18 protein-coding genes are annotated in these 21915 nt (G+C 57.2%); 15 read left to right on the top strand and 3 right to left on the bottom strand.

Annotation, left to right across the window (positions count from 1 at the left end; translation table 11 throughout):
* The first annotated feature begins 42 nt into the window (after positions 1-42).
* On the top strand, positions 43-1389 hold the full coding sequence (locus L6439_RS25335; protein ID WP_168179079.1) for a PDZ domain-containing protein: 1347 nt from the start codon (positions 43-45) through the stop codon (positions 1387-1389).
* A 240-nt stretch (positions 1390-1629) separates the two neighbouring features.
* Here the strand turns inward: L6439_RS25335 and L6439_RS25330 are convergent, their stop codons facing one another.
* Positions 1630-2445, bottom strand: a complete 816-nt coding sequence (locus L6439_RS25330; protein ID WP_168179078.1) for an OmpA/MotB family protein — start codon at positions 2443-2445, stop codon at positions 1630-1632.
* Positions 2429-3241 carry a flagellar motor protein gene (locus L6439_RS25325; RefSeq protein ID WP_213471269.1) on the bottom strand — a complete coding sequence of 271 codons (813 nt, stop codon included), beginning with the start codon at positions 3239-3241 and terminating at the stop codon, positions 2429-2431. The genes L6439_RS25330 and L6439_RS25325 overlap by 17 nt, the downstream gene beginning before the upstream one ends.
* A gap of 401 nt (positions 3242-3642) precedes the next feature.
* Between L6439_RS25325 and uvrB the strand changes: the two genes are divergently transcribed.
* The 11 genes from uvrB (at position 3643) to L6439_RS25270 (ending at position 18234) form a co-directional block, all read left to right on the top strand.
* On the top strand, positions 3643-5640 hold the full coding sequence (gene uvrB / locus L6439_RS25320) for an excinuclease ABC subunit UvrB (RefSeq protein ID WP_168179076.1): 1998 nt from the start codon (positions 3643-3645) through the stop codon (positions 5638-5640).
* Positions 5641-5692: 52 nt separating this feature from the next.
* On the top strand, positions 5693-8569 hold the full coding sequence (gene uvrA / locus L6439_RS25315) for an excinuclease ABC subunit UvrA (protein ID WP_213471268.1): 2877 nt from the start codon (positions 5693-5695) through the stop codon (positions 8567-8569).
* A 1428-nt stretch (positions 8570-9997) separates the two neighbouring features.
* Entirely contained in the window at positions 9998-10840 is an 843-nt protein-coding gene (gene thiM, locus L6439_RS25310; protein WP_213471267.1) for a hydroxyethylthiazole kinase, read from the top strand.
* Positions 10837-11649 (top strand): bifunctional hydroxymethylpyrimidine kinase/phosphomethylpyrimidine kinase, encoded by an 813-nt coding sequence (thiD, locus tag L6439_RS25305; protein ID WP_168179073.1) that lies wholly within the window; start codon positions 10837-10839, stop codon positions 11647-11649. Before thiM ends, thiD begins: the two co-directional genes overlap by 4 nt.
* 92 nt (positions 11650-11741) lie before the next feature.
* On the top strand, positions 11742-12368 hold the full coding sequence (gene thiE / locus L6439_RS25300; protein WP_213471296.1) for a thiamine phosphate synthase: 627 nt from the start codon (positions 11742-11744) through the stop codon (positions 12366-12368).
* Positions 12369-12471: 103 nt separating this feature from the next.
* Complete coding sequence (locus L6439_RS25295) at positions 12472-12939, top strand: nucleoside 2-deoxyribosyltransferase (RefSeq protein ID WP_168179072.1); 468 nt, start codon at positions 12472-12474, stop codon at positions 12937-12939.
* A gap of 18 nt (positions 12940-12957) precedes the next feature.
* Positions 12958-13974 (top strand): thymidylate synthase, encoded by a 1017-nt coding sequence (locus L6439_RS25290; RefSeq protein ID WP_168179071.1) that lies wholly within the window; start codon positions 12958-12960, stop codon positions 13972-13974.
* Positions 13975-13987: 13 nt separating this feature from the next.
* A complete protein-coding gene (locus L6439_RS25285; protein WP_213471266.1) occupies positions 13988-14749 on the top strand; it encodes a class I SAM-dependent methyltransferase in 762 nt (253 codons plus the stop codon).
* A 17-nt stretch (positions 14750-14766) separates the two neighbouring features.
* A complete protein-coding gene (locus L6439_RS25280) occupies positions 14767-16008 on the top strand; it encodes an HAD-IIA family hydrolase (RefSeq protein WP_213471265.1) in 1242 nt (413 codons plus the stop codon).
* Positions 16009-16067: 59 nt separating this feature from the next.
* Positions 16068-17297: a thiamine pyridinylase gene (bcmE, locus tag L6439_RS25275; RefSeq protein WP_168179068.1), complete on the top strand. Its 1230-nt coding sequence runs from the start codon at positions 16068-16070 to the stop codon at positions 17295-17297.
* A 169-nt stretch (positions 17298-17466) separates the two neighbouring features.
* The gene (locus tag L6439_RS25270; protein WP_168179067.1) at positions 17467-18234 is read left to right on the top strand and encodes an HAD family hydrolase; all 768 of its coding nucleotides are present in this window, start codon (positions 17467-17469) and stop codon (positions 18232-18234) included.
* Between the two features lie 557 nt (positions 18235-18791).
* On the opposite strand, the gene L6439_RS25265 is transcribed toward L6439_RS25270, so the two are convergent.
* Positions 18792-20420 carry a nitrite/sulfite reductase gene (locus tag L6439_RS25265; RefSeq protein WP_213471264.1) on the bottom strand — a complete coding sequence of 543 codons (1629 nt, stop codon included), beginning with the start codon at positions 20418-20420 and terminating at the stop codon, positions 18792-18794.
* Positions 20421-20743: 323 nt separating this feature from the next.
* On the opposite strand from L6439_RS25265, the gene L6439_RS25260 reads away from it, so the two are divergent.
* From L6439_RS25260 to L6439_RS25250, 3 genes are all read left to right on the top strand, one after another.
* Entirely contained in the window at positions 20744-20947 is a 204-nt protein-coding gene (locus L6439_RS25260; RefSeq protein ID WP_168179065.1) for a DUF2759 family protein, read from the top strand.
* Positions 20948-21161: 214 nt separating this feature from the next.
* Positions 21162-21341: a hypothetical protein gene (locus L6439_RS25255; protein ID WP_213471263.1), complete on the top strand. Its 180-nt coding sequence runs from the start codon at positions 21162-21164 to the stop codon at positions 21339-21341.
* Positions 21342-21350: 9 nt separating this feature from the next.
* Positions 21351-21596, top strand: coding sequence for a hypothetical protein (locus L6439_RS25250; protein ID WP_168179064.1), 246 nt, complete (start codon positions 21351-21353; stop codon positions 21594-21596).
* Positions 21597-21915 lie beyond the last annotated feature (319 nt).

The raw sequence follows: 21915 nt of genomic DNA, 5'->3' as shown, positions 1-21915 counted from the left end.
CCGGTGATATGGCAAGCCGCATATTCGAAAGGGGCGAATGAAGTGGACCTCCTGACGGAAATTGGCGTTCATTTGGCGGAAGCGCTGCTTCAGTGGCTGCTGTCGCCATTTTATTGGATATCCATTATATTGATTGCACTCCTCTACCGGAGGCAGATGCTGCTTGAGCGAAGGCTGTTCGCGGTCAAGATGCACAGTTGGATCGAGCATACGTGGCATGCCTGGCTGGGCGGGCTGCTGGCGGGGCTCGCCGTCTCGGCCGCGGCGATCGGCCTGGGCGTCTCCTTGACGGCGGAAGCGATTATCGCGCTCTGGGCGGTCGCGCTGCTGCTCTTGTTATTCCGCGTCCGCTTTCTATGTCTTGCGTACTCGGCGGGCGTGCTCGCCCTGGCGCAGTTCGCGCTGAACGCCTTCGCGCCGGCCTGGGCGCCGGAAGGCTTCCTGGCGCCGTATGTGGCCGCCATCCGGGAGATGGATGCAGCGGGGCTGCTCATCCTGGTGGCGCTGCTGCACGCGGCGGAAGCCTGGCTTATCCGCAAGCAGGCCGCACGCATGGCCGGCCCGTTGTTCATGGAGAGCAAGCGGGGCCGGATTGTCGGCGCCTATCAGATGCAGAGCCTGTGGCCGCTCCCGCTGCTGCTGCTCTTCCCGGCCGTGACGACGGGAACGCCGCTTCCATGGACACCGCTCCTCGGCACGGGTTGGGAGCAAGGCTGGACCTTGATCGCGTTCCCGGTCGTCATCGGCTTCTCCGAGCTGACGTTCACCCGTCTGCCGCAGGAGAAGGCCGCGGTAAGCGCCTCGCGCCTGTTCGCCTATGCGGCGATTCTGCTTGCGCTCGGGCTGGCGGCTTCCTGGTGGCCGCCGCTGGTCCCGCTGGCGGCGATCGCGGCGCTTGGACTGCATGAAGCGCTCATCTGGTTCAGCCGCCGCGAGGAGAACGAGCGCAGCCCCGTCTTCACGCATGATCCGCTTGGGCTGCGTGTGCTGGCGGTGCTGCCGGGCAGTCCGGCGGAAGCGCTGGGCATTCGGATTGGCGAGGTCATCGCCAAGGCGAACGGCGTCCCGGTGCGCACGAAGGAGCAGCTGCATCAGGCGCTGCGCGCCAATGCGGCGTTCTGCAAGCTGGAGGTGTATAACCGGGACGGCGAGGTGCGCTTCCTGCAGCGCGCGCTCTATGCCGGCGAGCATCACCAGCTCGGCGTCCTGCTCGCGCCGGACGATCGCGTCGCCTTCGTCGCCGTGACGCGGCAGCCGTCGCTGTTCGCGCTGCTGAGGATGCCTTGGACGAAGCTGAAGACGATGCTGGGCCGTCCGGAACCGGAGCAGCCGGGCTTGGGCACGGCGGACGCTTCGGAGGCGAAGCCGGCCGATACATCCGCTACATAATGGATAGGCAAAAAGCGATAAGCTCCCTCCTGTGTGGGTCAGGCGGGAGCTTTTTTGTTGTTAAAAATGGAAGTTCATCGTTGTACACAGAGGGGGGACGAGATTGTGGATATTCTGTGGGTATTCGGGATAAGCATGGCCATTGACGGTCTTTTTCTGTGGATAACTTGTTCGTAAATGAAAAAAGGAGGGGATAACTCCCCTCCAGGATGTGTATAAACGGTGGGTAATGGGGATAGTCTACTGCACCATGTTCCGCAGGACGATAATCTCCACCCGCCGGTTTTGTTGGCGGTGCTCTTCCGTATCATTATCCACAACCGGCCGCGTCTCGCCATAGCCCGCGATCTGGAACTGGTCGGCATCCAGCTTCTTGTCGTCGACGAAGAAACGGAGAACGGACAGGGCCCGGGCTGCGGACAGCTCCCAATTGTCCTTGTAGCGTCCGCCGGAGGCGAACGGCAGATTATCCGTATGTCCTTCGATGCTGACCATCGTGTCAAGCTGCGGCAGCAGGGTAGCCAGCTTGTCCAGGGTCGGCAAAGCCTTGTCCTTCAGTTCCGCGCGGCTCAAATCGAACAACAGCCGGTCGCTGAGCCGAATCGAGATCCCCTTGGGGATATCCGTCACTTCAATCTGGCCGCCCAGATCGTTGTCGTTGATGTATTGCTGAATGACTCCCATGAAGTTCTGGAGCTGTTCCTCCTGCTTGCGGAACGCCAAGTCCTTGTCGGTCAATACGCCGATGGCGACCGGCTTCTCTTCCTTGACTTCTCCGGAGCCTCCGTCCTCGGCGGTCTTCAGCGCCCCTGTCTTGCCGGGCTTCGTATAGGCTCCGTCCAGGATGCCCGCGCCTTGGTCCATCGGAGTGTTGCCGCTCTTGAACGATTGCTGGAGCGTCTCGGACAGCGACTGGTATTTGACGGCGTCGACCTGGCTCATGGCGTACATAATTACGAAGAAAATGAGCAGCAGCGTAATCAAGTCCGCGTAGGTGATAAGCCAACGTTCGTGATTGGCCGTTGCCTGGCCGCGTTGTCTACTTCTGCGTCTCATGGATCATCCCCCGCTTCATCAACGGATCCGCCTTGAGCGACTCGAACGCATCCTCGGCAAGCAGGAAGGAGCTCAGCTTTTTGCGCACAATCTGCGGATTCTCTCCGGCCTGAACGGCGAGAATGCCGTACTCCATCATCTCCATGATGCGGATTTCGTCCGCGCTCCGCTCTTTAATCTTGCTCGCGATAGGCAGATAGATGACGTTGGCGGTCGCTACGCCGTACAGGGTCGCCGTGAAGGCGACGGCAATGGAAGGTCCGAGCATCGAAGGATCGGACAAGCTGCCCAGGACGTGAATGAGGCCCATGACCGTACCGAGTATCCCCATCGTCGGGGCATAGCCCCCGGCGGCTTCGAATATTTTGGCATAGCCTTCATGCTTCTCGGCGATCGCGTCCATCTCCAGTTCAAGCATCTGCTTTACCAGCTCCGGTTCCGTGCCATCGATGACCATCATCATGCCGCTGCGCAAATATTCATTCTCGTGCCGCTGCACTGTGTCTTCCAGGGACAGCATTCCTTCGCGGCGGGCGACCGTGCTCAGGGCCACAATATCATCGATGAGCTTTTCCGGCTGCGGCGCGCGGTGCGCGAAGGCCATCTTCAGCGCCTGGGGAATGCTGCGGAGCCGCTTGCCCGGGAAGCTGACGACGACGGCGGCGATGGTGCCCCCAATGACGATAAGCGCCGCTGTTTTTTCCCATAAGCCGCCAATATTTCCGCCTTCCCACAAGAAACCGCCGATGAGCGCGGCTAATCCTGCGATAATCCCGATAACAGTCGTCTTATCCATTCTGTAATCCTCTCCCATTTAACATTTCCCATTTGCATCCATACCGTGAAACGAGTATAATCGAAAGGGAACAAACATTCTTATTTGTGGCTGTATATGGCAGCCGATTGACGATGCAGATGTATGTAGTTGTGTACTCTTTCACGTATAGAAGTTCGCGGGAGCGAGAAGTCCGTTTATGGGCGGAACCCCGCTTCTTTCCACATGTTTGCCTGATCCTATTATCGGGTCAATATAGTGTAAAGTTTAGGGAGCGGCAATTTACGCGGATTTTGGCCTGTTATTTGGTTCGGGAGACCTACAGAAGGGCTGGATTTAGGCCTGAGCGGGAACGGCTCTGGTCTGAAAGGCTTATCCGGGCGCCTAATTGATTATTATTTGGAAGAAAGTGCGGTGAAGCTATGGCAGAATGGGAAGTGTTGACGAAGCCGTTTGAGCTGGTATCGGAATTTGCGCCACAGGGAGATCAGCCAGCAGCGATCGACAAGCTGGTCGAAGGCGTGCAGCGGGGGAAGCGTCATCAGACGCTGCTGGGCGCGACAGGCACGGGCAAGACATTCACGATTGCCCAGACGATAGCCCGAGTGAACAAGCCGACGCTGGTCATTGCTCATAACAAGACGCTGGCGGCCCAGTTGTGCAGCGAGTTCCAGGAATTTTTCCCGAATAACGCCGTGTCCTACTTCGTCAGCTATTACGATTACTATCAGCCGGAAGCGTACATTCCGTCTTCCGATACGTATATTGAGAAGGATTCGAGCATCAATGAAGAGATCGACAAGCTCCGCCACTCGGCGACGAGCTCGCTGTTCGAGCGGCGGGACGTCATTATCGTTGCCAGCGTGTCGTGCATTTACGGCTTGGGATCCCCAATGGAGTACGGGAATCTGGTCCTGTCGCTGCGGACGGGGATGGAGAAGCCGCGCAATGCGATTTTGGCGAAGCTGGTCGATATACAGTATCAGCGCAACGATCTGAACTTCATCCGGGGAACATTCCGGGTGCGAGGGGATGTCATTGAGATCTTCCCGGCCTCGAAGAGCGAGCATGCCGTCCGCGTGGAGCTGTTCGGGGACGAGATTGAGCGCATCACCGAGATTGACGTGCTCACGGGCGAGATCATCGGCGAGCGCGATCATATTGCCATCTTCCCGGCGTCCCACTTCGTTACGGCGGAGGAGACGATGAAGATTGCGTTGAAAAATATCGAGCGCGAGCTGGAGGAGCGGCTCGAGGAGCTGCGGAGCCAAGGCAAGCTGCTGGAAGCGCAGCGGCTGGAGCAGCGTACCCGGTACGATATCGAGATGATGCAGGAGATGGGTTTCTGCTCCGGCATCGAGAACTATTCCGGACCGTTGACATTCCGCGAGCCCGGGTCGACTCCGTATACGCTGCTCGACTACTTCCCGGACGATTTCCTCGTCGTCGTCGACGAGTCGCACGTGACGCTGCCGCAGATTCGCGGCATGTACAACGGGGACCGGGCTCGGAAGGAAGTGCTCGTGGAGCACGGATTCAGGCTGCCTTCGGCGCTGGACAACCGTCCGCTCCGCTTTGAGGAATTCGAGACGAAGGTGCCGCAGGCCATCTATGTCTCGGCCACGCCGGGTCCATACGAGTTAGAGCATTGCCCGACGATGATCGAGCAGATTATCCGGCCGACCGGATTGCTTGATCCGGTCGTCGAGGTTCGGCCGACGAAGGGGCAGATCGACGATCTGCTGGAAGAGATCCGCCTCCGCCTGAAGAAGGACGAACGGGTGCTGGTCACGACCTTGACGAAGAAAATGGCCGAGGATTTGACCGATTATTTGAAGGAAATCGGCATTAAAGTCCGCTACCTTCACTCGGACGTCAAGACGCTGGAGCGGATGATGCTGCTTCGCGATTTGCGCCTGGGGGTATATGATGTGCTGATCGGGATTAACCTGCTAAGAGAAGGGCTCGATCTGCCGGAGGTGTCGCTGGTCGCCATACTGGATGCGGATAAGGAAGGCTTTCTGCGCGCGGAGCGCTCGCTCATTCAGACGATCGGGCGGGCGGCCCGGAATGCCGACGGCCACGTCATCATGTACGCGGACAAGATAACCGACTCCATGGATAAGGCGATTAAGGAGACGGAGCGCCGCCGCACCATACAGATGGCGTATAACGAGAAGCACGGCATTACGCCGCAGACGATACGAAAAAAAATCCGCGAAGTCATCGAGGCGACGAAGACGGCGGAATCGAAGGCGGGCTACGATGTCGGAACCTCGGTGGAGAAGATGTCGAAGAAGGATCGCCAGTCGGTCATTCAGCGGCTGGAGAAGGAAATGAAGGATGCGGCCAAGAACCTGCAGTTCGAGCGTGCGGCCGAACTGCGCGACGCCTTGATGGAATTGCGGGCGATGGATTAGAATGCAGAGGCTTGAAGAGGTTCGAGTGGACCCGAAGCGGGAGGTTAAAACATTGGCGAGTGAACATATCGTGATCAAAGGGGCGAGGGCCCACAACCTGAAAAATATTGATGTAACGATTCCGCGCGACAAGTTCGTCGTGCTCACCGGATTGAGCGGCTCGGGCAAATCCTCGCTGGCGTTCGATACGATTTATGCCGAAGGCCAGCGCCGCTATGTGGAGTCGCTCTCCGCTTATGCGCGCCAGTTCCTCGGGCAGATGGAGAAGCCGGACGTTGATTCGATAGACGGCCTGTCCCCCGCCATCTCCATCGACCAGAAGACGACCAGCCGCAACCCGCGTTCCACCGTCGGAACGGTAACGGAGATTTACGACTATTTGCGGCTGCTGTACGCGCGGATCGGGCGGCCCCACTGTCCGGTGCATGGGATCGAGATTACGTCGCAGACGGTCGAGCAGATGGTGGACCGCATTATGGCGTATCCGGAGCGGACCCGGCTGCAGATTCTGGCTCCGGTCATCTCCGGGCGCAAAGGCGAGCACAAAGGCGTCTTCGCCGACATCCAGAAGCAGGGCTTCGTGCGGGTGCGCGTCGACGGCGAGATTCGCGACGTGTCGGAGACGATCGAGCTGGAGAAGAACCGGAAGCATAATATTGAAGTGGTCGTTGACCGGATTGTCGTGAAGGACGATGTCCAGGCGCGGCTGGCCGATTCGATCGAGACGGCGCTCCACATGTCGGGCGGACGGATTATCGTCGATGTCATCGGCCAAGAAGAGCTGGTCTTCAGCTCGAATCTGGCTTGTCCGGAGTGCGGGTTCAGCATCGACGATCTGTCGCCGCGGATGTTCTCCTTCAACAGCCCGTTCGGCGCCTGCCCGGATTGCGACGGTCTCGGCATCAAAATGATCGTCGATCCGGAGCTGCTCGTTCCGGACTCGTCCAAGACGATCGAGGATGGGGCGTTCGAGGCATGGGCAGGCAGCACGTCGAACTATTATCCGCAGTTCCTGCAAGCGGTATGCGAGCATTACGGCATACCGACGGATGTGCCCGTGTCGCAGCTGGAGCCGGAGCAGATGACGAAGCTGCTGCATGGCACAGAGGGAGAGAAGGTGCGCTTCCGCTATGAGAACGACTTCGGTCACAAGAAAGAGGCGCAGGTGGCGTTCGAAGGAATTATTCATAACCTGGAACGCCGCTACCGCGAGACGGCATCGGAAGGCATCCGCGAGTATATTGAAGGCTTCATGAGCGCCAAGCCATGCGGCACCTGCAAAGGGCACCGCTTGCGCAAGGAAAGTCTCGCCGTGACCATCAATGATCAAAACATGGCGTATGTCACGGCGCTGTCTATCGGGGAGGCGCAGCGTTTCTTCTCGAGTCTGGAGCTGACGGAGAAGGAGCAGCTGATCGCTCATCTCATCCTGAAGGAGATTAACGCCCGGCTTGGCTTCCTGGTGAACGTAGGTCTGGATTACTTGACGCTGAGCCGCGCGGCGGGAACGTTGTCCGGCGGGGAAGCGCAGCGCATCCGGCTCGCGACTCAGATTGGCTCCAGCCTGATGGGCGTGCTGTATATTTTGGACGAGCCGAGCATCGGGTTGCATCAACGCGACAACGATCGCTTGATTCAGACGCTGGAGCATATGCGCGATCTCGGCAACACGCTTATCGTCGTTGAGCATGACGAAGATACGATGCTAGCCGCGGACCATATTATCGATATCGGTCCGGGCGCGGGAATTCACGGCGGTCAGGTTATCGCCGAAGGGACGCCTGAAGAGATCATGAAGGACAAGCATTCGCTTACCGGCCAATATTTGAGCGGGCGCAAGTTTATTCCGGTACCGGCGAAGCGCCGCGCCCCAGACGGGCGTTGGATCGAAATTATCGGAGCCAAGGAGAACAATCTGCGCAGCGTGAACGTGAAGTTCCCGCTCGGCGTATTCACGGCGGTGACCGGCGTATCCGGCTCCGGCAAATCGACGCTGGTGAACGAGATTCTGTATAAGACATTGGCAAGAGATTTGAACCGGGCGAAGGTGCGTCCGGGACAGTACAAGGAGATTCGCGGCCTCGAGCATATCGACAAGGTCGTCGATATCGACCAGTCGCCGATCGGACGAACGCCGCGATCTAACCCGGCTACGTATACCGGCGTGTTCGACGATATCCGCGATCTGTTCTCGACGACGAATGAAGCGAAGATTCGCGGCTACAAGAAGGGACGCTTCAGCTTCAACGTGAAGGGCGGCCGCTGCGAGGCTTGCCGGGGCGACGGTATTATCAAGATTGAGATGCACTTCCTGCCGGATGTATACGTTCCTTGCGAAGTGTGCAAGGGCAAACGCTACAACCGGGAGACGCTGGAAGTGAAGTATAAAGGCAAGAGCATCGCCGATGTGCTGGAGCTGACGATCGAGGATGCGGCAGAGTTTTTCCAGAACGTGCCGCGCATTCACCGCAAAATCCAGACGCTGCTCGATGTCGGGCTCGGCTACATGAAGCTGGGCCAGCCGGCGACGACACTGTCTGGGGGCGAAGCCCAGCGGGTGAAGCTCGCGGCGGAACTGCATCGCCGCAGCACAGGCAAGACATTTTACATTCTCGACGAGCCGACGACCGGTCTGCATGTCGCGGATATCGACCGCCTGCTGCAGGTGCTGCATCGCCTCGTTGATTCCAGCGAGACGGTTCTCGTCATCGAGCATAACCTGGACGTAATCAAGACCGCCGATTACTTGGTCGACCTTGGCCCGGAAGGCGGCAGCGGCGGCGGCACGATTGTGGCGACCGGCACGCCGGAGCAGGTCGTGAAGGTGTCTGGCTCCTACACGGGCCGCTACTTGAAGCCGATTCTGGAACGGGATCGGGAGCGGACCGCCCAGCTGGAGACGGCCTGCAGCGTAGTGCGGGAGGCCTAGACGCCAAGGGGCATTCTTGGTTAAATGCGGCGCCAACTTGCCGAATATAGAGAAGAGGCACAGCCCTGAGAGGGGCTGTGCCTTTTTAGTGTACAAGAGGGGGAGGCTTCGTTCATTACTTGATGACTCTATGTATGAAAGCCTTATGTGCAATATTCCCGCGCCTCAGGAACTACGGTATGTGGAGACTTATGTGCAAACTCCCCTTGCCTCAGGTAAGTAGAAGCATGTTGGAGCCCTATGTTCAATCTCCCCATTCCTCAGGCAAGCAGAATTAGGTTGAAAGCCTTACGGACGAACTCCCCCATGGCTCAGGCGCTCTATTTTTTCTAGACCTTATTTGCATTCTCCTATTCGGTCAGAAATTCGGTTCAACACCTTTTTTCCAAATTCAAGATTTTCATTACCCTAAAATGAAATGTCTATTCGGCTTGTTGTGGATGGAGCAGCTGATAGGACGGAAAGGGCTGATTTTAAGCGATGGAAGCGTTCCGAGCTTGAATGGATAGAATGCCAGGGGTTCCTGAAATGATGGGATAGTGAACGCAAACAACACTCGGTTACCTGATGCGATGGGATAATGGCAGAAAGAGCTCGGAACACCTGATGGGACGGGATAGCGAAACCACAGCACGGAGCAGCTTGGCGCGATGGGATGTGAAAATAAAGAGCCGGGAGTTTCTTGGCGCGACAGGATGCGAAAATAAAGAATCGGGAGCTGCCTGGTGGAACAGGATGCGAAAAGTAAGAGTTTGGAGCTGCCTGACGCGATGGGAGAGTAAAGATAAGAGATGGTTATTGCCTGACGGTAGCAGGTTGGCGAAAGTAAACCGAGTGCAAGCCTGATGGAAGGGGAGAGTGGCCGTAAGGAGAACGATAGGGAAGTATAAGCTTGATGATTTCGTCACTCCGGTTATGTTGATTTGCTTTCTTGACTCAATCTGGGAGGGCGGTTTTTGCAGCTTCACAAATCTGTCGTTGCTTTTTACATTTTCAACCTATAATATGGAAGTGGAAATAAGTAATGTACAAAATTAACAAAATAACTAGCGGGAGCCTGCGGAAGCAAGCTGAGAGTACAACTAGTCTGTTGTTGACCGATTGAACCTGTTGGATAATGCCAGCGTAGGAAAGCGAACACGAGGGCACATGTATGGGAGGCCGTGCATGTTGTTCGCATATGTTATTTGTAATCGAATGTCCAGCTTTCATCTTTTCTCTCTTCTTTTTGATACTGCTTCATATCACCTCATGTCTAGCGAGAGGAACCATCGTTCTCGTCAAGCGAGAAGAATGTTCGTGCTCGTTATGTTCTTTTGTCTATAAATTTCCTGCAACGGATTTTCTCAATCGGTCTAGCGATTTATGAAAAGACTCGATTCTATCAGCCTTGGCCAAGCTCCCGCTCGTGAGAAAGGTTGGATGGATATGATGGTACATCAAGTGTCCGCGCTGATCGACAAGCTGCGGCAAGATCGACCGCTCGTTCATAATATGACGAATGTGGTGGTAACGAATTTTACGGCGAACGGCTTGCTCGCGCTGGGGGCGTCGCCTGTCATGGCGTATGCGCGCGAGGAAGTGGCCGATATGGCGGCCATCGCCGGGGCGTTGGTGCTCAATCTGGGCACTCTCTCCGAGGATACGATAGAGTCGATGATCGTCGCCGGACAGGCGGCTAATCGCCATGGAGTCCCTGTGCTGCTCGATCCGGTCGGAGCGGGCGCGACGCGTTACCGGACGGCGTCCGCGCTGCGCGTGCTGCGCGAGGTTCAAGTGTCTCTTGTCCGCGGCAACGCCTCGGAATTAGCGAATTTGATTGGCGAACAGCGCGTTATCAAAGGCGTGGATGCAGGGGACTCGGCAGAAGACGAGCGGGTAGAGCTGGCGGTTCGAGCTGCCCGGAGCCTGCAGTCGGTCGTTGCCATTACGGGACCGGAGGATGTCATTACCGATGGACAGGCCGGCTATATCGTGAAGGGGGGGCATCCTCTGCTGGCGCAGGTCACGGGCGCGGGCTGCCTGCTGACGTCGGTGCTGGGGTCATTTGCCGCCGTGGAGCGGGATATGCTGCTGGCGGGAGCCGCGGGGCTTGCCTTCTACGCTGCGGCTGCGTACGAAGCGGCGGCGCGAACGGAAGCGGCCGGGCCGGGAAGCTTCCAGATTGCGCTGCTGGACGAGCTGTCCCGCTTGAACCGGGATTCGCTGAAGGATCATACGGAAGTGCGTCCGTTCGAGCCCTCTGTCGCAAAGGGAGGTGAAGCGCGATGACCATCTACAAGGCACTGACGATTGCCGGCTCGGACAGCGGCGGGGGAGCCGGGATTCAGGCTGACATCAAGACGTTCCAGGAACTCGGCGTATTCGGGATGTCGGCGATTGCGGCCATCACCATCCAGAATACGTTGGGTGTATCCGGGGTGTATTCGATTCCGACGGAGGCGGTTATCGGGCAAATGGATGCGATCGGTTCCGATCTCGTTCCGGACGCCGTCAAGACAGGCATGTTGTTCAATAAGGAGATTATTACGGCGGTGGCCGACCGCATCGTGCATTTCGGCTGGAAGGCCGTCGTGGTCGATCCGGTGATGATTGCCAAGGGCGGATCGGAGCTGCTGCAAAAGGAAGCGGTCGAAGCGTTGAAGGAACTTCTCCTTCCGCACGCACTCGTCGTCACCCCCAATATCCCCGAAGCCGAGGCGCTGACGGGCATGCCGATTCGAACGATGCAGGATCGGCGGGAAGCGGCCAAGCGGCTCAGCGAATGCGGTCCCGCATATGTCGTTATCAAAGGCGGTCACAGCGAAGGGGAAGAGCGTGTGACGGATCTGCTCTATGACGGTGCGCAGTTCACGGAGCTGCACGGGAAGCGGGTGCATACCCGCCATACGCACGGGACGGGATGCACCTTCTCCGCCGCCATGGCGGCAGAACTGGCCAAGGGCTCATCCGTCGCCGATGCCGTCGCAACCGCCCGCGCGTTCATCCAGGCGGCGCTGGAGGAGACGCTTGGCATCGGTCAAGGCCATGGGCCGACCAACCACTGGGCTTACGGCCGCAGAAAGGCGGTGCGTTTATGAGCGGCATACGGGCGAGGTACGGTGAGAAGCTTGGGAACGGAGCGCGAGTGCAGTTGGAAGGTGAGAGCGGGGGCAGAGTCCGGCCGGAGCAGATGCGCGCCTATCTGCCGCTGTACTTGGTCATCGGCAGCGTGAACTGCCGGATGGATCCGGTTCAGGTGGCCGAAGAAGCATTGGCGGGCGGCGTCTCGGTGCTGCAATACCGGGAGAAGGGGAGAGGCGCATTGACCGGCGACGACAGGAGGCGGCTGGGAGCCGAGCTGCAAGCGGTATGCAAGGGGTACGGCGTTCCGTTCATTGTGAACGACGACCTGGAGCTGGCCCTGGAGCTTGGCGCCGACGGCATCCATATCGGGCAGCAGGATGAGCGGGCCGACCGCGTGCGGTCCCGCATTGGCGGCCTGATGCTCGGCGTATCGGCGCACACGGTCGAGGAGGCGCGGCTGGCGGTGGAGGAGGGAGCGGATTATTTGGGCATCGGCCCCATTTACCCGACCCAATCGAAGGAAGATGCGCTGGAAGCGCAGGGTCCCTCTATCATCGGAGACATCCGGGCGGCGGGCATCGATGTGCCGCTCGTCGGCATCGGCGGGATAACGCTCGCGAACGCCGGAGCGGTCCTGGAAGCGGGCGCGGATGGCATCGCTGTCATCTCGGCGCTGACCGGGGCGGACGATATTCGGGGGACGGCGGCCAGCTTCCGCCGGTTGGGGCCGTAGGCGGGCAAGGACCAAGGGAGTCGCCGAGCCGCGGCGAGCCATAGGAGAGGGCAGAGCGGGTATGGAGTGACTCGTTCTATTATTAGGGAAGGTGGAAGCCAAGATGAGTGTCGCGAAGGAAGCGGGTACGAAGAAGCTGTTTTTGGCAGGGCCATTCAAGAGCTTGGTAGACACGAAAACAGGCACCATGCAGGAGCAGGAAAAACGCAAGCTGATTCAGCTTATCTCTTTTTTTGAAGCGAGAAATTATGATGTTCACAATGCCCATAAACGCGAGGGCTGGGGAAAAGATTTCATGACGCCCGATCAGTGCACGGCCATCGATTTCGAAGAAATACGCGCCTGCGATCTGTTCGTCGCCTTTCCCGGCTGCCCGGCTTCTCCGGGGACGCACATCGAGATAGGGTGGGCCTCCGCTTTCGGCAAACCGATCATTTTGCTGCTGGAGGAGGGGATGGAATACGCCTTCCTTATTCGGGGGTTAGGTCAGGTGGCCAATGTGACGTACCTCTACTATCGGGAGGAACAAGACTATCTGTCGGAATTGGAGCGGATGTTCGTCATTTCATAGGAGAAAGGGGAGAGGCAAGTGCGATTCGACCGGTTTCACGAAGCTTACCTGGCTACGCTGGACGCTGTCCGCAGCCAGCCGCAGTTCCGCAATGCCCCGCGAGGCCATCAGAGCCGCGAACGGCTGAATTATCAATTCGCCCTTGCGAATCCCGTAGAGCGTGTTTGTTATTTGGCGAGCCGCCGCACGAATATCGTATTTAATTTTGCCGAGGCGCTGTGGTACTTGTCTGCCAGGGACGATCTGGACTTTATCGGCTACTACAATCGAAAAATGAGAGAGTACTCGATGAACGGCCAGACGCTTACCGGAACGGCATACGGGCCTAAAATATTCCGCTTCGGAACCGGCCAGGTGAATCAATGGCAGCGAATTACGCACTTGCTGGGCCGGGATGATCCCGATTCCAAGCGGGCGTTCATGCAAATTTTCGACGCCAACGAGGAACTCGGCACCGACAATATCGATGTATCCTGCACGTTGGGGCTGCAATTATTCGTGCGGGAGGAGAAGCTGTATGCGATCGCCTATATGCGTGCGAACGATGCGTTCCGGGGAATGGTCAGCGATGTGTTCTCGTTCACGTTCATGCAGGAGCTGCTCGCGAGAGAATTGGGGCTCGAACTGGGCGATTACTATCATGTTGTCGGTTCGGTACATATCTATCAGCCGGATGACGAGGCGGTGGAGAGAGTCTTGGCTGAAGCCGCAACCGGCATACAGAGGCCGATAGACGAATTTCCTGTCATGCCTTCCGGCAATCCTTGGCCATATCTGGAGACGGTCCTGGAATACGAATCGCTCTTGAGAGAAGACCGCATCACGTTGTCGGGTCCGGACATCGAGGCGCTGGATCTGCCTGCTTACTGGCAGCAGGTGCTGCTGCTGTTCAGCTTCTACCAGTCTATCGCATACCGGAGACCGGCGGATGCTTCCGTGCTCCGTGCGTTGTGTCCGCTCTATCAGCGGCTGCTTCACTACAAATGGCCGCATCAGGCGGCGCTGCCGCTTTTCGAGCATCAACAACAGAAATAGGGAGAGGATTACGATGCAGACGTCGTGGAAGGAACAGGACGTGGCGAATCAGTTCGAAGCGTATAACGACATTTTGGAGCAGACGTTGGGGTTCCGCTTCGTGTTCGATCTATTGAAGACCGTTCCCGCGGGCAAGCGGGTGCTGGATTATGGCTGCGGTCCCGGCAAAGTGGCTTACCGCTTGGCGGAAACGGCCGATGTCCAAGTGGTCGCCGTGGATGAATCGAGGCATATGCTCGATATCGCCATGCAGAAGCGCTCTCACCCCCGGGTCGACTACTGCCGCATCGAGCAGGATCGGTTATCGTTCCTGGAAGACAACTCGGTGGATGGCGCCATGACCTGTTATGTGTTCATTAATACGAGCAGCCAGGAGAGAATCGCGCGCATTATCAGCGAGATTCATCGGGTGCTGGCTCCGGGCGCTTCTTATGTCATCTTGGATACGCATCCGGATTCGACGGGGATTGATTTCTCGACATTCCGCAACGGGGTTCCGGGGAAAGCCTACGGGCATGGGGAAGCCCGGCAAGAATGGCTTCATCTTCCGAACGGCGAGGATATGATTCTCCATGATTTCCATTGGCCCAAGGAGATGTACCGCGAGCTTCTGGAGGATGCCGGCTTCCGGCATATCGAGTGTCTGGAGCCCACGTTGCGCGATATTCCGCCGGATGAGTTAAGAAGAATTGAGCAGGACAACCGGTTCGATCAATGGAAAATGGAGCGGGATTATCCGCCCTTCCTTATTTACCGGGCAGTCAAAGAGGCGTGAATGTAAGGAGGAACGACGTGTTATTCGATGCATTTGACGTATTCTTATTTGATTTGGACGGTGTCATCTATGTCGGACCCGAGGCTCTGCCCGGAGCGGTCGAAGCGCTGGAACGGCTGCGCTCCGGGGGGAAGACGATCAGATTCCTGACCAATAATCCCTGCATGACGCGGGAGCAGACGGCTGCCAGGCTGAACCGTCTTGGCATTGAGGCCGCGAAGGATGAAGTTATCTCCTCGGGCTGGGCAACGGCATGCTGCCTTCGGGAACGGCGGGCAGGGTCTGTCTATGTGCTCGGTGACGAGCATTTGGAGAGGGAATGCCGGGATGCCGGACTTGACATTGTGGACGTGAACGCTGCCGAGGCCGTCGTGGTCGGCTGGAGTGACGATCTGACGCTGCGGGATATCCAAAGCGCGGTGACGCGCATCGCGAATGGCGCCCAGTTCATCGCCACCAATGCCGATTGGAGCTTTCCGGGGCCAGATGGCCCGATGATGGCGGTCGGGACGGCCGTGGAAGCGATCAAGATGGCTTCGGGCAAGACGCCCTATATCGTAGGCAAGCCTTACCCTTATATGTTCCGGCAAGCGCTGCAGCATGTGGAGGACTGGTCACGGGCCGTCATGTTCGGGGACACGCCCGATGCGGATATCGCAGGCGCACACCGGATAGGCATCTCGGCTGTTCTTATATCCAGCGGGCCGTATACCGGATATTCGTCCGCCCGGGATTACCGCAAGCCGGATGCGATTATTCCCGATTTGCGCAGCCTGTGGGATGAAGAGCTGCGTATCGAGCGTTGGATCCCGCCGGCTTTTCCTTGGCCGGACGATATCAAGCCTGGAGTGGCGGGCATCGTCATGGACGAACGAGGCAGGGTTCTCCTGATGAAGCGGGCCGATAACGGCTGCTGGGGCCTCCCGTCGGGTCATGTGGAGCGGGGAGAAAGCGTAGAGGAGGCAATCGTGCGGGAAATCCGCGAAGAGACCGGATTGCAGGTGGAAGTCATGCGGTTGGTCGGCCTCTATTCCGATCCCGAGTCGCAAGTATTCACCTACCCGGATGGAGCAGCCACTCAGTTCGTGACGGCCTGCTTTCGCTGTGAGACGGTGGGAGGAGCGCTTGTCAGAACGGGGGCCGAGACGTTGGATGTGAACTATTTCGAGGCGGAGCGGCTGCCGGACCCTATACTCGCGATGCACCCCCGGTGGATCGCGGATGCCTTGGCGGAGGAATCGCTTTGCATTTTCCGTTAGAACGAATCTATTAAGTGAGAGTAGCGCGTTCCATTTTAATAGAAGCGGGGGAGAAGGAAATGTCAAAGGTAAAAGGCTTCATTTACAAACCACTGATGGTGATGCTGGCGTTGCTGCTCGTCGTTGTCAGTCCGGCCGGAGCCGGGGCGGCCCATTCCGATGCGTCTTCGGATATTACGCTGAAGGTGGCGATCTACCCGTACGTTCCGGATCCTGCCCGTTTCCAGGCGGCCGTTCTTGATCAGTGGCAGCGGCAGGAGCCTGGCGTCAAGCTGGAGTTTACGGACTGGGATTCCTACTCCGCGGATCCGCCGGACGATTTGGATGTGTTCGTCCTGGATTCGATTTTTTTAAGCCATTTTGTCGATGCGGGGTATCTCCTGCCCTTCGGCAGCCAAGATATCGACCAGGCGGAGGATGTGCTCCCTTTTGCTCTTCAAGGGGCGAAGCGCAACGGCGAGGTCTACGGTCTGCCGCAAATTTTATGCACGAACCTGCTTTTTTACCGTAAAGGCGATTTGAAGATAGGGCAAGTCGACAATATTTATGAACTGTACAAAAAAATAGGAACCAGCCACTCCGAGCAGATTCCGCCTCCCCAGAATAAGGGTTTGCTAATTAATATGGCCGGCGGGACGACGAAGGCAAGCATGTATTTGGAGGCGCTTATCGATGTGACCGGCCAGTATACGGAATATGACCTTCTTCCGCCGCTGGATCCCCTAAATGACAAGGTCATTCGCGGCTTGCGCCTGTTAATCAATATGGCGGGGGAGAAGCCGTCGCAGTATGTTCCCGAGGATGGCGACGCTTATGTAAGGGCGTCGTGGTTCGCGCAAGGGAGCGGCAGAGCCTTCATCGGCTACAGCGAGTCGATGATGCGCATGGGCGACTATGCGGAACAAGTCCGGTTCAAGCCGATTTCCTCGTCAGCCGGGCAGGACATTCCTCTGTTCTACAGCGATGTCGTGAGCGTGAACTCCAAGACGGCCCATCCGGAGCTGGCCAAAAAACTGGCGAATGTCATGGCTTCCGCGGATACGGTGGAGCAAGCTCTGCGCCCGCAGGCCGACGGCCAATATCCTCAGTATCTGTTGCCTGCGCGGCATCAGGTCTACGAAGCATTGATGCAGGATTATCCGATTTATTCCGAATTGGCCCAGATCGTGAACAAGCCGTCAAACCGGGTGTTCCGGCTCGGACCTGAAGTCCGGACATGGCTAAAAGACGCCAAGCAAGTCTTGCCCGAAGCGCTCGGCTTGACGGATGTATCGAGCCTGGCGAGCTAAAGCTTCCGCATCCCCCTCCACCCGTTGTACGGGAGAGGGGGATTGTTTTTGTCGTTGGCGGAGAGAAGGGACGGCGCAGGAATGAGTTATCAAAAAGCAGCGCTTGAAAAGAGGAAAACAGGGCCCGGCGCCGAATGTAGTGGTCAATACAGAGGAGAGGTTGATGCAGATGGTTCAGTTGAGCGCCGGAGATCGCAGCGCCCAGGTTCGCGGCATTCTGTTCGACAAGGACGGCACGCTGCTGCAATTTATGAGCTTGTGGGGCTGGTGGGCCGAGAAGGTGCTTCAGGACTTGGAGCAGGAGCTGAAAAAAGAGGGCGGCTCCCTGCCGGAGCAGCCTGGATATATATTAGGGGTTATTATCGAAGAGGATGGTTCGATTCGGAGGCATGACCGTCAGGGAGCGCTCGCGATGGGCTCTCCGTCGCAAATGATCGGCATCGCGACGTATTTGCTGCATCGGACGGGGGTAGCGTGGAATGATGCGTTGCGGCGCGTTACCGCCGTCTTCGAGAAGGCGAACGAGCAGGTGCTCGAGCAAGCCACTATCGTGCCGATTACCGGCACCGTCGCCTTTCTGGAGCGCTGCAAGGCGTTAGGGCTGACGTTGGCCGTCGTCACTGCCGATGACCAGGGGCCGTCGGAGCAGCATCTGGAGAAGATGGGGATTCGGCATTATTTCGATGCGGTCATCGGTGACGATTGCGTCGAGCGAGGCAAGCCCTTCCCGGATATGGTCGAACTGGCCTGCCGCGAGATCGGCTTAAAGCCGGAGGAAGTGGCCGTGATCGGCGACTCGGTCGGCGACATGGAGATGGGGCGCAGCGCCGGCGTGGCGCTGAATATCTTTATCGATGAAGAGCGCGTTTTCGCTGAGGCGCCGGCCGCCGCGGATGCGATTGTTCGCGCTTACGATGAGATCGGGCTGGAATCATAGCACAACCCCCCTCATTCCGGGAGCGCGGAAGAGGGGGATTATTCTTCTCTTATGACTATACGGAATGTATGTTCGCACAAGGATGAGAGTGTGGTATAATGTGGGTGCAATAGAATAGGCTCGTTAAGGGTGGTCGGCCCATCTCAAGAAGTAGACCTCCCTGAGCTTACCGGCCGGTGGAGGTCTACCTTCCATAAATGGTCGACTGCCTAGAAGATGTTCAAAAAGTCCGCTTTTGATCCCGACGTAATTCAGGATGTCGCTCGGCATCGAATCTTGCGTTCACTCTCGAAGTCCGCTGCTCATGCAGTCTGCCTACACTCGGCTGCTCCTTCTTCGAGTTCAAGCAACCTTCTTGGTGCTGAAAACCGTTCTTTTTGAACGTGCATTAGATGACAATCTATTGCAAGACCGTAGATGTTCCAGCATCTGCGGTCTTTTTTAGTGTATTCATGCACTGTTCCAAATACACATATCGCTATAAAAATAAAACCATAGATAAAAATAAATAGGAAGATAGACTGCAACAATTGCCGACTTCTCCCCGGGCTTGGCTGTTACGACGTGAGTGCGGGGGAAGCGAGCACTTCCGTCAGCTTCGCCTGGAAGGCTTCCGCGCCGACGCGGAGGAAGAAGGCGTGGAACGATTCCTGTCCGTTCCGCTCCTGCTTGTAGTAGCGGAGGAGCTGTTCCAGGACATAAGGCACGTCGTCGCCCCGGACCCGGCCCTTGAGCGCCGTGTTGAAGCGGGCGCCCGGACCGAGGATGCCGCCTACCGCGATATCGAAGGCGTCGACCATGCCCTGCTCGGTCTTGATGAGCGAGCCTTGCAGGCCGATGTCGGCGACATGCTTCTGGCCGCAGGAGTTCGGGCAGCCGATGAAATGAATCCGCACTTTGTCGTTCAAATCGCCGACATGATCGTCCAAGTATTGGGCTACGCGCCGCGCCCTTTCCTTCGTCTCGACGATGGCGAGGTTGCAGAACTCGTTGCCCGTGCAGGAGACGGTGCGGCTCATGAACGGCCGCGGATACGGAGTCAGGCGCCCGAGCACCGGCAGCGCCAGCACCGTATCCAGCGCTTGCTCCGGAATGCCGGTCAGGATGATATTCTGCGACATCGTCGTGCGCAGCGAGCCGTCGCCATACCGTTCCGCAGCGTCCGCGAGCTGCTCGAGCTCATCCGCATCTAACCGGCCGACGGGAACGTTCAGGCCGATGTAGTATAGACCCGGCTGCTTCTGCGGGTGGACGCCATCGAAATAGGCGGCTTGCCAGCCGACAATCCGGTCTTCGCCCCGGGAAGGCAGCTTGCCGATCAACTCCTCCAGATGAGCTTGGAATTTCTCGATTCCCCAAGCCGCGATCAGGTACTTCAGGCGGGCTTGATGCCGCTTCTCGCGGAAGCCGTAATCGCGGAACAAGGTCGTGACGCCGACGGCGACCTTGAGCACCTCTTCCGGGCGGATGAACAGCTCAAGCTGCTGCGCCAGGTGCGGCTTCGCCGACAATCCGCCGCCGACCCAGGCGTGGAAGCCGATCACTTCCTGTCCATCGATCAGCTTCGTGGCCGGGGTGAAGGCGAGATCGTTGATCTCCGCATGCGCGTTGTTATAGATGTTGGATGAAATGGACATTTTGTACTTGCGCGGCAGGTTCGAGAAATCCCGGTTCAGCAGGAAGAAATCATTCACCTCATTAACTAATTCGGTCGTGTCCATTACCTCATCCGGGTCAATGCCTGCAAGCGGGTTGCCGACAATCGTGCGCGGACAATCGCCGCAAGCTTCATAGGAGTACAAGCCGACCGCTTCCAGCCGCTTGAAAATGTCTGGCATATGCTCGACGCGCAGCCAATGGTACTGTACGGCCTGACGCGTGGTCACATCGATCAGCCCGCGTCCGTACAGTCTGGCGATCTCGGCCAAGGCCCGGGCTTGGGCCGCCTTCAATAGGCCGGAAGGGATGCGGATGCGCATCATGAAATGGCCGTCCTTCGGCTTTTGCTCGTAGACGCCGGCCCATTTAAACCAGTTTTTGTCATCCTCCGGTATGGACTCGTAGCCCTGCACCGCATAGGTTTCAATAATGTCGCGGATGACGTCCAGTCCGTCCTTTTCGATCTTAACAAATTCAAACTTGTTCAGCTTCGATGGTTCCTGCATCCATACCGGTTCATACGCCATTATGGTATCCCCCGCTCTCCAAATATTAATAATTCCGATATAAATAGTGTGGATTGATTGGTGACATCGTATCACATTTCATGGGAAGCGACAAGAAAAACAAAAATCATTTTTTCTAATGAATCCCATTTAGATGAGTTATAAATGGGAGGAAGAGGGGAGATGCTGTGACATGGTTCATCTGCAAATGGCATTCGCGTCGAAAAACTTGAAAAATTCGTGACAATCCTGTTAAATATAGAGGAGAAGTATTGCAACTCTTGCTGGGTAAATATAACATAGGGAAAGATAGGTAAAATGCGCGTGTAGAGGGAGGTCGCACCATGTTTCTGGCCGAAGGAGCAGAACAGACCGAAAGTCTGTTTCAATTTTTTGACGTCTTTATGATCGTGTTTACGTTAATCTTGATTTGGGCGGTAATCCGTCAACTCAAGCAGCGTCCGCGCAATAAATTTGCGATTGGGTTTGCGATTGTCAGCTTGATTGTCTTTTTGATTGCAGACGTGAAGATGATCTCAGGTTGGTAACATACAGCTACATAATAGTTAAGCGGTTTCAATGGGGATTCCGAGCTCCGCACACATACGTACAACGAACAGACAGGCTCTTTGATGCAGATATCAAAGGGCTTTTTTTCGCTTCTGGGCGGAGGGGCCGGGGAGGCGGATCGGCTAGCGGGGCAGCGGGAGCTGTGGAAAAGCTGGAGACGAAGGGCTAGGAAGGTGTCGCGAGCACTTATTTATGCTGTGGATGAACCATGTGGCTGCGGTCGAGGAGGCGCTGGCCTTTTGGAAAGAATCTCTCCTGTCCGAGAGTGATCCGTCGATCCGGTTCGTGAAAGAGGAGAAGAACACCTGGCGGGGCCAATCGGCAATGCGCGTGCCGTTCACGGGCTTGACGCCCGGCGTGAACAGCACCTAGACGCCGAATATGCTGCTGATCGTCAAGGATGGGTATGTCTATACGCTGTACTGGACGATGTACGATGTATCCCGCACGCCAGAAAAAGTGGAGGAGTTCGAAACAGGTTGTAGACTCGTTCCGGTTCACCACGCTTTAATCGATGAAGTGATGACGCTGTGTCGTAGGGCATGGCGTCTTTTTTGGCTGCGTCTGGGGGAGATTGTTGTGGGGCTGGCCTCGGTGCTGCGGAGGAGGTGTTCGAGCTTCTTTTAGCCAATCTCCCCGTCGCTCAGGGAAAAAGTCCCCTATGGGTTGTTCATTGCTGTGGTTTGGCAGGAGCAAAGTCTTCCTATTAGTGTTAATGCGGAGTCAGGGGCAGAAGGTTCGGACAGTATAAAAACCGGCTGTAGTCCAGGGGCTGTTGTGCGGGAGGAACGCGGTGTGTCTGAGCGAGGGGGAGAGGGAGCGGAAGAAGACAGATCGAGGGCTGGCGGCCGCATCTTAACAGGGCGCAACCGCAGGGAAGGAAGATATCGCCGCTACTGGAGTTTTGGCCGAAAGACCGCTATACTATGTAAGGCATCTTCGATGT

The organism is Paenibacillus dendritiformis, assembly GCF_021654795.1.
In the GTDB taxonomy this organism is placed as follows: domain Bacteria; phylum Bacillota; class Bacilli; order Paenibacillales; family Paenibacillaceae; genus Paenibacillus_B.
The sequence above is the reverse complement of the archived record's forward strand: the minus strand, read 5'-3'. Positions and strand labels throughout refer to the sequence as shown.

Bases quoted from the DNA above. Each gene is read 5' to 3' on its own strand.
- L6439_RS25330 (WP_168179078.1), bottom strand. From the start codon at position 2,445: ATGAGACGCAGAAGTAGACAACGCGGCCAGGCAACGGCCAATCACGAA.
- L6439_RS25325 (WP_213471269.1), bottom strand. From the start codon at position 3,241: ATGGATAAGACGACTGTTATCGGGATTATCGCAGGATTAGCCGCGCTC.
- uvrB (WP_168179076.1), top strand. From the start codon at position 3,643: ATGGCAGAATGGGAAGTGTTGACGAAGCCGTTTGAGCTGGTATCGGAA.
- thiM (WP_213471267.1), top strand. From the start codon at position 9,998: ATGATGGTACATCAAGTGTCCGCGCTGATCGACAAGCTGCGGCAAGAT.
- thiD (WP_168179073.1), top strand. From the start codon at position 10,837: ATGACCATCTACAAGGCACTGACGATTGCCGGCTCGGACAGCGGCGGG.
- thiE (WP_213471296.1), top strand. From the start codon at position 11,742: ATGCGCGCCTATCTGCCGCTGTACTTGGTCATCGGCAGCGTGAACTGC.
- L6439_RS25295 (WP_168179072.1), top strand. From the start codon at position 12,472: ATGAGTGTCGCGAAGGAAGCGGGTACGAAGAAGCTGTTTTTGGCAGGG.
- L6439_RS25285 (WP_213471266.1), top strand. From the start codon at position 13,988: ATGCAGACGTCGTGGAAGGAACAGGACGTGGCGAATCAGTTCGAAGCG.
- bcmE (WP_168179068.1), top strand. From the start codon at position 16,068: ATGTCAAAGGTAAAAGGCTTCATTTACAAACCACTGATGGTGATGCTG.
- L6439_RS25270 (WP_168179067.1), top strand. From the start codon at position 17,467: ATGGTTCAGTTGAGCGCCGGAGATCGCAGCGCCCAGGTTCGCGGCATT.
- L6439_RS25265 (WP_213471264.1), bottom strand. From the start codon at position 20,420: ATGGCGTATGAACCGGTATGGATGCAGGAACCATCGAAGCTGAACAAG.
- L6439_RS25260 (WP_168179065.1), top strand. From the start codon at position 20,744: ATGTTTCTGGCCGAAGGAGCAGAACAGACCGAAAGTCTGTTTCAATTT.
- L6439_RS25255 (WP_213471263.1), top strand. From the start codon at position 21,162: ATGCTGTGGATGAACCATGTGGCTGCGGTCGAGGAGGCGCTGGCCTTT.
- L6439_RS25250 (WP_168179064.1), top strand. From the start codon at position 21,351: ATGCTGCTGATCGTCAAGGATGGGTATGTCTATACGCTGTACTGGACG.